The sequence below is a fragment of the Herminiimonas glaciei genome (assembly GCF_042664955.1).
GTDB classification, from domain to species: Bacteria; Pseudomonadota; Gammaproteobacteria; order Burkholderiales; family Burkholderiaceae_D; genus Oxalicibacterium; species Oxalicibacterium glaciei.
In genome coordinates, this window is record NZ_JBHTBU010000003.1 from 73,310 (window position 1) to 85,285 (window position 11,976).

14 protein-coding genes are annotated in these 11,976 nt (G+C 54.6%); 10 read left to right on the forward strand and 4 right to left on the reverse strand.

The features are described from left to right. Positions 1-213: 213 nt before the first annotated feature. On the reverse strand, positions 214-1,401 hold the full coding sequence (locus tag ACFQPC_RS16910) for a porin (protein ID WP_382273023.1): 1,188 nt from the start codon (positions 1,399-1,401) through the stop codon (positions 214-216). 225 nt (positions 1,402-1,626) lie between these two features. On the opposite strand from ACFQPC_RS16910, the gene coq7 reads away from it, so the two are divergent. Continuing rightward, positions 1,627-2,253, forward strand: coding sequence for a 2-polyprenyl-3-methyl-6-methoxy-1,4-benzoquinone monooxygenase (gene coq7, locus ACFQPC_RS16915; protein WP_382273024.1), 627 nt, complete (start codon positions 1,627-1,629; stop codon positions 2,251-2,253). Positions 2,254-2,348: 95 nt separating this feature from the next. Here the strand turns inward: coq7 and ACFQPC_RS16920 are convergent, their stop codons facing one another. Further along, the gene (locus tag ACFQPC_RS16920; protein ID WP_382273025.1) at positions 2,349-2,789 is read right to left on the reverse strand and encodes an OsmC family protein; all 441 of its coding nucleotides are present in this window, start codon (positions 2,787-2,789) and stop codon (positions 2,349-2,351) included. Between the two features lie 316 nt (positions 2,790-3,105). Between ACFQPC_RS16920 and rplM the strand changes: the two genes are divergently transcribed. The 6 genes from rplM to erpA all read left to right on the forward strand — a co-directional run bounded on the left by rplM (position 3,106) and on the right by erpA (position 6,710). Next, complete coding sequence (gene rplM / locus ACFQPC_RS16925; protein ID WP_012078159.1) at positions 3,106-3,534, forward strand: 50S ribosomal protein L13; 429 nt, start codon at positions 3,106-3,108, stop codon at positions 3,532-3,534. Between the two features lie 9 nt (positions 3,535-3,543). Then, positions 3,544-3,936 carry a 30S ribosomal protein S9 gene (gene rpsI, locus ACFQPC_RS16930; protein WP_012078160.1) on the forward strand — a complete coding sequence of 131 codons (393 nt, stop codon included), beginning with the start codon at positions 3,544-3,546 and terminating at the stop codon, positions 3,934-3,936. Between the two features lie 148 nt (positions 3,937-4,084). Beyond that, on the forward strand, positions 4,085-5,122 hold the full coding sequence (argC, locus tag ACFQPC_RS16935) for an N-acetyl-gamma-glutamyl-phosphate reductase (RefSeq protein ID WP_382273026.1): 1,038 nt from the start codon (positions 4,085-4,087) through the stop codon (positions 5,120-5,122). A 17-nt stretch (positions 5,123-5,139) separates the two neighbouring features. Beyond that, positions 5,140-5,895: a DUF6776 family protein gene (locus tag ACFQPC_RS16940; protein WP_382273027.1), complete on the forward strand. Its 756-nt coding sequence runs from the start codon at positions 5,140-5,142 to the stop codon at positions 5,893-5,895. A 12-nt stretch (positions 5,896-5,907) separates the two neighbouring features. Then, positions 5,908-6,309: a bactofilin family protein gene (locus tag ACFQPC_RS16945; protein ID WP_012078163.1), complete on the forward strand. Its 402-nt coding sequence runs from the start codon at positions 5,908-5,910 to the stop codon at positions 6,307-6,309. Positions 6,310-6,359: 50 nt separating this feature from the next. Next, positions 6,360-6,710, forward strand: coding sequence for an iron-sulfur cluster insertion protein ErpA (gene erpA, locus ACFQPC_RS16950; RefSeq protein WP_012078164.1), 351 nt, complete (start codon positions 6,360-6,362; stop codon positions 6,708-6,710). A 102-nt stretch (positions 6,711-6,812) separates the two neighbouring features. Here the strand turns inward: erpA and ACFQPC_RS16955 are convergent, their stop codons facing one another. Continuing rightward, entirely contained in the window at positions 6,813-7,943 is a 1,131-nt protein-coding gene (locus ACFQPC_RS16955) for an anhydro-N-acetylmuramic acid kinase (RefSeq protein WP_382273028.1), read from the reverse strand. A gap of 94 nt (positions 7,944-8,037) precedes the next feature. Next, on the reverse strand, positions 8,038-9,405 hold the full coding sequence (locus ACFQPC_RS16960; RefSeq protein ID WP_382273029.1) for a M23 family metallopeptidase: 1,368 nt from the start codon (positions 9,403-9,405) through the stop codon (positions 8,038-8,040). 155 nt (positions 9,406-9,560) lie between these two features. Between ACFQPC_RS16960 and tyrS the strand changes: the two genes are divergently transcribed. The 3 genes from tyrS to ACFQPC_RS16975 all read left to right on the forward strand — a co-directional run bounded on the left by tyrS (position 9,561) and on the right by ACFQPC_RS16975 (position 11,975). Then, positions 9,561-10,802, forward strand: coding sequence for a tyrosine--tRNA ligase (gene tyrS / locus ACFQPC_RS16965; RefSeq protein ID WP_382273030.1), 1,242 nt, complete (start codon positions 9,561-9,563; stop codon positions 10,800-10,802). A 10-nt stretch (positions 10,803-10,812) separates the two neighbouring features. Beyond that, positions 10,813-11,262, forward strand: a complete 450-nt coding sequence (gene dtd, locus ACFQPC_RS16970) for a D-aminoacyl-tRNA deacylase (RefSeq protein WP_382273031.1) — start codon at positions 10,813-10,815, stop codon at positions 11,260-11,262. Between the two features lie 71 nt (positions 11,263-11,333). Next, a complete protein-coding gene (locus tag ACFQPC_RS16975) occupies positions 11,334-11,975 on the forward strand; it encodes a YbhB/YbcL family Raf kinase inhibitor-like protein (RefSeq protein WP_382273032.1) in 642 nt (213 codons plus the stop codon). The last annotated feature ends 1 nt before the right edge of the window (position 11,976 follow it).

Below are 11,976 nucleotides of genomic sequence, written 5' to 3' on the forward strand. Positions count from 1 at the left end.
ATATCAAAAGCGCATGGGTGAATCGGCTGAAGTGACGTTTTTTCGCAACAAAGCGGTGCGTTTCAATTCCAAAATGAGGCACGCGTGATTTGTCCTGAAGCATGCGAATATTGTCTAAAAAATAACGATATTATTTTTTGCCTATCTGGATTTTTCGGTTGGATTTTACGTTTTGGCTGCCATGCCTGCTTACCTCATCAAATCATGCCGCAGTTAAAACATATGGTTGATGCCGAGCGAGGTGCCGGTTTGTCGGGTTTTTGCCCCAGCTGTCAAAGATACAAAACCACCCAGGCTTGCGCGGTCCAGGCCGAGATAAAGATTGGTGCGGGTTGATAGGGCGTAGGTCGCGCCTACTATCAGCAGGTTGCGGCTGGCTTTCTCAACGTTGCCGGTAGCTAAAGTGGTCCGGTAGTAGCCGGTAGTGACGCTGATCGCCGGCGTGAAGTCGTAGCTCGCGCCTATCCAGCTGTTCTTTGCCTGATTGTTAATCCCCTGGATGGCGGTATCAGCTTCTGTATTTATATGACCGCCGGCAATGCGCAAGCCATCAGCTTGATAAGCGCCGCCGAAGGTAATCTGGTTTTGTTGCTGGTATTCCGGCGTGCCGGTGATGGAGACATTCGGTTTTTGCCGGGTGTAGGCCGCGCCGATGACAAATGGTCCGGGACGATAGGTAAAGCCGACCGCTTGCGCGCTGCCATTGCTGTTGGAGCCACTGACTTCGCCGGTGGAAAATTCGGCCAGGATGGTGACATTGTCGAACTTGCCTATATATTGGACATCGTTGCTGAAGCGCGTGCCGCCGATGGTGCCCCATGGAAAACCGGGCGCATTGCCATCCGCATTGCCGGCCGATGCACCTGCCAGCGGCACGATTTGTACATAGCGATACTGGAAAGGGTCGTAGGCAAAAATGGTTTTGCAGGAAACCGAAGGCATGCGGCCAAAGTCGATGGAGCCGAAAGAGCCGGCCACGCCCACCGATGAAATACGATTGAAAAAGCGGCCGGCATTGTTATCCAACGCGCCGGTACCGGTGTTGAAGCCGGTTTCCAGGTGGAAGTGGGCATTCAGGCCGCCACCCAGATCTTCAGTACCCTTGATGCCGATGCGATTGTTGTAATACTCGCCGTTCGAACCCATCTTCAATGTATCGCCACCATTCTTGTTGGTATTGGTAACATTACGGATGCCCGCATCTATCGTGCCGTAAATGTTGATGGTCGATTGGTAATTGGTGCCGGCGAACGGTTTTTTTGCAATTTGCTCATTATTGCTTTCATCGTTCGCATCCTTGAACGTGCCATAGATCGTCATTGACGGTTGAGCTTGGGCTTGGGCGATAGCGGTATCGGGCAAGGTGCTGCTGAGGGCTAGCGCAAAATACAAGGCATTCATTTAAGGTGTCGTTTGATCTGGTTGTCGGTTAAGCCCTTGTTCTTCATCGGCAGTACGTGGCCGAAGTTGAATAAAAGCGGCATCTTATTTGTTTTGCTGCGCAAGGCTAAGCTAAATTGCCCCCCGGGCTTTTTGACGTGCGTTAACATTTTGCAAAAGACACAGTTAATGGGTAATTGAGTGTCGTTCTCATGCAACATTCGTTTTGAATAGGTAGAAAACCATATGCAGTTTCCTGATCGTTTGATCCAGCATTTCGATAGCGCCTTGCGTGTGATGAGTGGCGTGTCCGTTGCCGGGCGTCCGAATCCTGCGGCCAAGGTCGCGGATGGTGATTTGGATAACGCGCAGCGGCGGCACAGCGCCGGGCTGATGCGGGTCAACCATGTCGGCGAGGTATGTGCGCAAGCGCTGTACCAGGCACAGGCGCAATTTGCGCGCAGTCCGGCCATCAGGCAGCAGCTTTTGTTGGCAGGAAGGGAAGAAGAAGATCACCTGGCATGGACTGCCGAGCGTTTGCGCGAACTGGGTTCACGTCCCAGCTTGCTGAATCCGCTGTGGTATGCGGGCGCTTTTGCGCTAGGCACAGTTGCCGCGACGCTGGGTGATGCGCGCAGCCTGGGCTTTGTGGTGGAAACCGAACGTCAGGTCGAAGCGCACCTGAACCAGCATTTAAGCAGCCTGCCGCCACAAGACGCGAAGTCCCTGGCGATCGTGAAGCAAATGAGCGCGGATGAGGCGGAGCATGGGGCTGCGGCGCATGCCCTGGGCGCGCAAACAGTGCCGCCGCTTGCGCAAATGGGTATGCAGGCGATGGCCAAAGTCATGACCAGCACCGCCTATTATTTATAGTGCCTTAATAATAGTTGCTGTCGCGCACTTGGGGCGCATGCAGGAAGAGGACTGCCGTAGCGTTACGGCAGTCTTTGGCGATGCAGGGTGGAGATTTAAGCGGCGAGTGGCGCCGCGTCGTCCACGATCTCGAAAGAGTGGGTGATTTCAGCGGTTTTTTCCATCATGATGGAAGCCGAGCAGTATTTATCATGCGACAGCTTGATTGCACGTTCCACCACGTTGGCCTTGAGGTTGCGGCCGGTGACCGTGAAGTGGAAGTGGACTTTGGTGAATACCTTCGGATCGGTTTCTGCGCGCTCCGATTTGAGCGACACTTCGCAGCCACGGACGTCCTGGCCGCTCTTGCGCAGGATGACAACCACGTCATAGGCGGTGCAGCCGCCGGTACCCAGCAGTACAACTTCCATCGGGCGTGGCGCCAGGTTGCGGCCGCCACCCTCCGGTGCGCCATCCATTGCGACGACGTGGCCGGAGCCGGTTTCAGCTAAAAAGGTCATGCCGGACAAGCCGGTCCAGCGTACTGTGCATTCCATGGTGTTCTCGTAAAGTTGCAGGTTGATTTTGCGTCATTGTAACTGCTGGCGATGGAATTGAAGAAGCGTGCACAAGTACGAAAATTGCCCGGCGGATGCAAATTCCATGACTTTTCGGCATCAAAGCGCCCGGATCGCAACGTTTTGCCGGTAAATTCCAGCGAAATACGCAGTTAAATTTGACGCTAAGTCCTTGAAAAGTCTATAATCTGCGGTTCTTTCGTTTGCTCAGGAAGAGATAACAAGGCCGAGTACGCATGTAGCAGCAAGCAGGCGTAACCACCATTTGAGCGATTTAATTATTTAGGAAGTCATCATGAAAACCTTCTCCGCTAAAGGACACGAAGTCCAGCGCGATTGGTTCGTGATTGACGCGACGGACAAAGTCCTCGGACGTGTTGCCAGCGAAGTGGCACTCCGACTGCGCGGCAAACACAAACCGGAATTTACTCCTCACGTCGACACCGGCGATTTCATCGTCGTGATCAACGCAGGCAAACTGCGCGTGACCGGTACCAAAGCAACAGAAAAAACATACTATCGCCACTCGGGTTACCCAGGCGGTATCTATGAAACCAATTTCCTGAAAATGCAACAGCGTTTTCCGGGTCGCGCGCTTGAGAAAGCGGTCAAAGGCATGTTGCCTAAAGGCCCACTCGGCTACGCGATGATCAAGAAGCTCAAAGTGTACGCTGAGGCAACTCATCCGCACGCTGCGCAGCAACCTAAAGCACTTGAACTCTAAGGAATAGACATGATCGGTAACTACAATTACGGAACCGGCCGTCGCAAGAGTGCAGTGGCTCGCGTCTTCATCAAATCCGGCTCCGGCCAGATCGTCGTCAACGGCAAGCCAGCGAATGAATATTTTTCGCGCGAAACCGGTCTGATGGTGATTCGCCAGCCTCTGGAACTGACCAACAATGTTGAAACATTCGACATCATGGTCAACGTCAACGGCGGCGGTGAATCCGGCCAAGCGGGCGCGGTGCGTCATGGCATCACCCGTGCACTGATCGACTACGATGCAACATTGAAATCGGAACTGTCCAAAGCAGGCTTCGTTACTCGTGATGCACGTGAAGTTGAACGTAAAAAGGTCGGTCTGCGCAAAGCACGCCGCGCCAAACAGTTCTCCAAGCGTTAATCTGCGTTTTCAGAGCATCGAAAAGCCGCCTGGTTTACGCCTGGCGGCTTTTTTTATCCCTGTTTGCAGTTGGAAACCAGGATGGGGCGAGCGTAGGCAGCCCATCGCCTGTTAAAATAAAACGAAGTAAATTTTGCTAGGAAGAAACATGATCAAGGTTGGCATCGTCGGCGGCACCGGTTATACAGGCGTGGAGTTGTTACGCTTGTTGGCAACGCACCCGGAAGTCAAACTCACCGCGATTACGTCGCGCAAGGAAGATGGTTTGCCGGTGGCAGACATGTTTCCTTCATTGCGCGGACGTGTGGACCTGGCGTTTTCAGCGCCGGAAAAAGCCAAACTGACTGAGTGTGATGTTGTCTTCTTCGCTACGCCGCACGGTGTGGCCATGGCACAAGCGCCGGAATTGCTGGCAGCTGGCGTCAAGGTCATTGACCTTGCTGCTGACTTCCGTTTGCAAGACATCGCTTCCTTTGAGAAGTGGTACAAGATCCCGCATAGCTGCCCTGAATTATTGAAAGAAGCGGCCTACGGCCTGGTTGAGTTGAACCGCGACGCGATCCGCAAGGCGCGTATCGTCGGCAACCCGGGCTGCTACCCGACTACGATGCAACTGGGCCTTGCCCCTTTGTTGCAAGCCGGCGTCATTGATGCGTCGCACCTGATCGCCGATTGCAAATCGGGTGTTTCCGGTGCCGGTCGTAAAGCTGAAGTCGCCACCTTGTTCTCCGAAGCCGGTGACAATTTCAAAGCTTACGGTGTATCCGGTCATCGCCATTCGCCGGAAACCCTGGAGCGTTTGCGCTTCTTGACCAAGGATAAAGTCGGCTTGCTGTTCACGCCGCACCTGGTACCGATGATACGTGGCATGCATTCGACGCTGTATGCGCGCCTGACGAAGGATATCGACAATGCAGCGCTGCAAGCCCTGTTTGAAAAGGCTTATGGCAATGAACCGTTCATTGATGTGATGCCGTTCGGTTCGCATCCTGAAACCCGTTCGACCCGCGCTTCGAACATGTTGCGCATCGCGCTGCATCGTCCGGATGACGGCGATACCGTCGTTGTGCTGGTGGTGCAGGACAATCTGGTCAAGGGCGCTTCCGGTCAGGCGGTGCAATGTATGAATCTGATGTTCGGCCTGGATGAAACGACCGGTTTGATGCACATCCCGGTTCTGCCGTAATGCTGCGTATCTGATTCATGAGCAAGCCAAAACCGGTTTTCAAATCGCTGCAGCGCAAGCTATGGTTACGCCGCTGGTCGATTTCGGCACCGCGCATGACGATCAAGAATCACCTGCCGTGGCCTTTACGTGCGGTATTCATCGCGATCGTGGTGGGCTTGGGCGGTGCGATGGCGATGTGGGCGTACGACCTCGGGCGCAGCTTCACCGGTTTCAAGCCGGGTGCCACTACCGCACAATTGGCCGAGGTGCAGGAGCAACTGAAGCAGGCCAGCGCCGAGCGGGATAAGTTTGAAACGACGGTGAATGCGGCGGAGAGCCAGCTCAATATAGAGCGCTCGCTGCAGGCACAATTGTCGCGCCAGATTAAAACCCTGGAATCCGAAAATACCAAGCTGAAAGAAGACCTGGCCTTTTTTGAAAGCCTGCTGCCTACCGATACCGGCGCGCAAGGGATCACGATACGGCGCCTGAAGGCGGAAATGGTCGAGCCGACGCAATTGCGGTATCGCTTGTTATTGATGCAAGGTGGCAAGGCAGGCCATGATTTCACGGGTAATTACCAGCTTATTGTGACGCTGGTGCAGGACGGCAAAAGTGCTATGATGACTTTCCCTAAGCCGGACGAAACGGATAAATTCAAGCTCTCGTTCAGGCATTACCAGCGTATCGAAGGCGAGCTTCCGATACCGGCAGGCGCGGTGCTTAAATCAGTCCAGATCAAAGTCCTTGAAAAGGGTGCCCTGCGTGCACAACAGTCTTCAAATTTGTAAAGGAGCGTCATCATGTTTAGCCGTAAAGCAAAAAGTACGATAGATAGCCTGATCGGCGCCTCTACAATTATTAGCGGTAACGTCCATTTCAAGGGCGGTTTGCGCATAGATGGCTGCGTCAAGGGCGATGTGATTGCGCAAGCGGATGAAATCAGCATGTTGGTGATTTCTGAGCACGCGCGGGTTGAAGGTGAAGTGCGGGTTGCACATTTACTTGTCAATGGGGAAATAGTCGGCCCGGTATTTTCATCGGAATTGCTTGAATTGCAGCCGAAAGCCCGCATAACTGGTGATGTAAATTACAAAGCGCTGGAAATGCACGGCGGTGCCGTTGTCTCCGGCAAGCTGACCCACGAGGTCGATGAACCGATTTTGAAGTTGGCAGTACCTATACTTGCCGCGAATAATACGTAAAACGCGGCTAGGGTCTATAATGAACTACCGTTTTCCAGCAGGAGCCTGAAATGAATGCAGTTGCCGAAATGCCATCCCCTATCGTTTTCAGCGACAGCGCTGCAATGAAAGTTGCAGAACTGATCGAAGAAGAGGGTAATCCAGACCTGAAATTGCGCGTGTTTGTTCAAGGCGGCGGTTGTTCGGGCTTCCAGTACGGTTTCACTTTCGATGAAATCGTCAATGAAGACGACACCACCATGACCAAGAACGGCGTGCAGCTGTTGATCGACTCGATGAGCTACCAGTATCTGGTCGGCGCCGAAATCGATTACAAGGACGACCTGGAAGGCGCGCAATTCGTGATCAAGAATCCGAATGCAACGACGACTTGCGGTTGCGGTTCTTCATTCTCGGCTTAAGCTCAAGTAAAAGACTCAGCGGGCAAACGATACAGCTCGTTTCCGGATGTAAAAAAGCGCAGAAGATTCTGCGCTTTTTTTATGCCTGTATGCTTTGCATGCTCAGGCCGGATACAGCGCGCCCAATATCCGCAAGCCGCGCGCCCCGGTCACCGATGGCAGGTTGCCCGGCTCACGTACCGTAAAGCGTTGCGCCAGCCACGCAAAAGCCAGTGCTTCCACCTGGTTCGGCGCAACCCCCAGCGCGGCGGTCGATTCGACCTTGATGTCTGCCTGGTGCAGCTTCAATGCATAGTGCAGCAGCGTCAGCAGATAGTGGTTGTAAGCCCCGCCGCCACACACATAGACCGCCTGGGTTTGCGGCGCATGCAGTTTGATCGCATCGGCCAGCGTGGTGGCAGTGAAGACCGCCAGCGTAGTCTGTACGTCGGCACTGGCCAGGTTTGGAAAGTCAGCCAGTTTTTGCGCCAGCCAGGCCGGATGGAATAAATCGCGGCCGGTGCTCTTTGGTGGCGGTGCAGCGAAGAAGGCTTCGTCGCGCAAAGTCTTGAGCAAGCCGGCATCGACCTTGCCGGTTCTCGCCCAGTCACCGTTCGCATCATATGGTTGGCCATTGTGCTGCGCGATCCAGGCATCCATCAAGACATTGCCGGGGCCGGTGTCGAAGCCGATCACTGCCGCCGCGCTGTTATGTGGCAGGACGCTGATATTGGCGATGCCACCTATGTTCACGACGACGCGGTTTTCATCCCTCGAACCAAACAGGGCACGATGGAAGGCCGGCACCAGGGGCGCGCCCTGGCCGCCGGCCGCAATGTCGCGGCTGCGCAAGTCTGCGATCACATCGATGCCGGTGAGTTCGGCCAATAAGGCCGGGTTGTTGATTTGACGGGTGTAAGCATGCTCAGGTCGGTGGCGTATGGTTTGTCCGTGGACGCCGATGGCGGCAACACGGTCTGCGCCCACTTGTGCCTGCTGCAGCAGGTCGGCCACGCATTCGGCGTAATAAGTAACCAGGGCGTTGGCGGCCAGCGCTTCGCGATGGATTTCATCCGGGCCCGGGCTTTGCAAGGCCATTAGTTCGGTACGCAAGTCATCGGGGAAGGGAATATAAGCCGAGGCCAGTGTCTGGCGTACTGTGCCATCAGTGGAAAATTCGGCAAGGATGCCATCGACGCCATCCAGGCTGGTACCGGACATCAGGCCGATGAAGAGGGAAGAATCAGTAGACATAAAAAAACCGTTCGTCAGGGTAGTTCACTCTACACTGGACGAACGGTTTTGTGGGAGCGGATCACGTACTTGTGATCCGTCCGGATATTGCGGTTTATTTCGCGGCGAGGCGGACGTTGTTATTTTCCGGGCTCAGCAAAGCAAAGCGATGTGTCATATCGGTAGCGACGTTGCGGAATTTTTGCATCTGCGATGCGGTCAACGGCTGTGCATTCGGGATGTCGACTGTCATCGGATCACGTGCTTCATTGTTGACGCGGAACTCATAATGCAAATGCGGGCCGGTCGACCAGCCGGTCATGCCGACATAGCCGATTACCTGGCCCTGGCTGACTTTGGCGCCTTTGCGCAGATTGGTGGCAAAGCGGCTCATGTGCGCATAAGCGGTCGAATATTTGGACCAGTGCTTGATGACGACCACATTGCCGTAACCGCGCTGGGTGCCGGCAAAGTCGATCACGCCATCGCCGGAAGCGCGGATAGGCGTGCCGATCGCAGCAGCGAAATCGACGCCCTTATGTGCTTTCCACAAGCCGGAGATAGGATGCTTGCGGACCGAGAAGCCGGACGAGATACGCGAAAATTCCAGTGGTGATTTGAGGAAGGCCTTTTTCAGCGATTTGCCGTCAAAGCCGTAGTAGCCGCCGCTGGAAGCAACGCTAGGGTCATCAAACCAGACCGATTGATAGGTTGCCGGGCCATTCATGAATTCGCCTGCGAGTACGCGGCCGGCATAGACGTATTCACCGTTTTGCCAGAATGTCTCGTAGACGACGTTGAAGCGGTCACCGCGACGCAGGTCGGAACCGAAGTCGATGTTGGTGGAAAACATATCGACGATTTGCGAAGCGACGTTATCCGGGATTTGTGCAGCGTCGGTAGCGGCGAACAGTGAGGACCTGATTTCGCCGGAGCGCATTTCTATGCGTCGTTCCATCGCAACCGCTTTTTCGGTGGCTTTGAAGCCTTTGCCTTCGCGGCGGATTTCGATGTTCTTCAGATTGCCGACGCCGGTACCGGTCGTGCTGCTGAGCCAGCTCAGTTCGCCGTCTTCATTGGTTTGCACTTGTACGCGCTTGCCGGCTTTCAGTTGCATCACATTGCGGGCAACGGCATCTGATTTGATGAAGGCGGTAGCGGCATCGTCATCGACGCCAAGGCGGCCCAGCAAAGTCGCGAGGGTGTCGCCGGAGCGCACGCGTTCTTCGCTGATGTAATTTTGCTGGAGTTTGTCGAGCGCTGCGATCTGGTCGGCCAGGTGCGGCAGCTGCAATTCCTGCGTAATGGACTTGATCGGCAAATCATCTGCATCAGGGGCCATAGGGGCTACGCCTGCTGCACCAAACGCACACACTGCCAACAGCAATGCGGAGGCTGAAACGATGCGGGTTTTGCGGGATGATCCGAGTAGTAGCTTTTTGCTGGCTGAGCTTGCGCTAAGTAATTTATTTAATGTGAACATGCAATAAGTTAAAATCTGCCGCTTGTTCGGTTTCTCTTTCTTGTGTTTTTATAAGTTGATGAACGGCAAGGTTAGAGTAGCTGGAATTAAATTAAAAAAGCATTGTACCGATTTCTGTTTTTCTTACCCCTTTTTTTACAATTTACTTTTACGATATGGACGTTTCTTCTAGCAGCAAAGCTGATCAATTGCCTCTCTCAGACAAGGTGCAAGAGGCCTTGGCGGTCGCTAAGCGCGGCGTTGAAGAATTGTTAATCGAATCAGAGTTCGCGCAAAAGCTCGCGCGCTCTGAACAAACTGGCAAGCCTTTACGCATCAAACTTGGTTTGGACCCGACTGCACCAGATTTGCACCTGGGCCACACCGTCGTATTGAACAAGATGCGTCAGTTGCAAGATCTGGGCCATCAGGTCATCTTCCTGATCGGCGACTTCACCTCCATGATCGGCGACCCGTCCGGCCGCAACATCACCCGTCCGCCGTTGACGAAAGAGCAAATCGAAGAAAACGCGAAGACCTACTTCTCGCAAGCCAGCCTGGTGCTGGATCCGGAACGTACCGAAATCCGCTACAACTCGGAATGGTGCGATCCGCTGGGTGCGCGCGGCATGATTGAGCTGTCGGCCAAATACACGGTGGCGCGCATCCTCGAACGTGAAGACTTCACCAAGCGCTTCAAGGCGAATACGCCTATCTCGCTGCATGAATTCCTGTACCCGCTGATGCAGGGCTACGACTCGGTCGCCTTGAAATCCGACCTGGAGCTGGGCGGTACTGATCAAAAATTCAACTTGCTGGTTGGTCGTGAGTTGCAAAAAAGCTATGGCCAGGAGCAGCAATGCATCTTGACCATGCCTTTGCTCGAGGGTTTGGACGGCGTCGAAAAAATGTCGAAATCCAAAGGCAATTACATCGGCATCACCGAACCGGCTAACACCATGTTTGCCAAGCTGATGAGTATTTCCGATGTGATGATGTGGCGTTACTACGAATTGTTGTCTTTCCGATCACTCGCCGAAATTGCCCAGTTCAAGCAAGATATCGAAGGCGGTCGCAATCCGCGCGATGTCAAAGTCTTGCTGGCGCAGGAAATCGTTGCACGCTTCCATTCGGTGCAAGCCGGCGAAGATGCATTGACCGATTTCGTCAATCGCTCCAAAGGCGGTATTCCGGATGATATCCCTGAGGTCGCGCTGTCAGGTGCGCCTTTGGGCATAGGCCAATTGCTCAAGCAGGCGAACCTGTGTGCTTCGACTTCGGAAGCCTTGCGCATGGTAGAGCAGGGCGGGGTACGGATAGACGGTACCGTCGTCAGCGATAAAGCATTGAAAGTGGAAGCCGGCACCCTGGTAGTGCAAGTCGGCAAGCGCAAGTTTGCACGCGTAACGCTGGCTTAAGCAGGACTGCATGATTGCACTTTTGCAGCGGGTAGCGCATGCCAGCGTCGTGGTGGATGGTGCGACCGTAGGCGCGATCGATGCCGGATTGATGGTCTTGCTGTGTGCAGAGCGCGGTGATACCGAGAAGGAAGCAGATGCCTTGCTCGGCAAATTGTTGTCGTATCGCGTGTTTTCGGATGCAGCAGGCAAGATGAACCTGAGTGTGGTCGATACCGCGGGTGGCGTATTGCTGGTGCCGCAGTTTACGCTGGCAGCCGATACGCGCTCTGGTACGCGCCCTTCATTCACGCCAGCGGCAGCGCCGGATCTGGCGCGGGCCCTGTTTGATTACTTCGTCACGCAGGCACGCGTACGGCATGCCAATATCGCGACCGGGCAACTCGGCGCAGATATGAAGGTTTCACTCACCAACGATGGACCGGTGACGTTTTGGTTGCAGGTCAAACCGGCCGTTTAAAATATCCGTGCGGCATGATTTGCTTGCTACCGCTACAATGTTTTCAACTAAATTAAACAGTCGAGTGCACGATGAAACTATGGAGTGATTCTTTCAAGGATGGCGCGGCTATCCCGGGCGAGTTCGCTTTTTGCGTGATCGATCCGGCGACGCATGTCACCTTGTCCGCCAATAAAAATCCGCACCTGGCCTGGAGCGGCGTGCCTGCCGCCACCAAATCACTGGTGCTGGTCGTGCACGATCCGGATGTACCCTCACGAGGCGACGATGTGAATCAGGAAGGCAAGACCGTGCCGGCCGATTTGCCGCGCGTCGACTTCTTCCACTGGACCTTGGTCGACATTCCGGCGGATACCCAACAGATCGCAGCCGGATCATTTGCCAGCGGCGTGACACCACGCGGCAAATCCGGCCCGGCGATCGACCATGCACCGATCAGGGGTGCGCGTCACGGCATCAATGATTACACCGGCTGGTTTGCGCAGGACGCCGATATGGCAGGCGCTTACTTTGGTTATGACGGCCCGTGTCCGCCGTGGAATGATGCGATCGTGCATCGCTATGTATTTACTTTGTATGCGCTGGATATAGCCAGTGTGCCGCTGGATGGTGAGTTCACCGGTCAGCAAGTGCGCGCTGCGATAGACGGGCATGTGCTGGATCAGGCAAGTGTCAGCGGTAGCTATACCTTGAATCCGGCGCTGGCAGACTAGT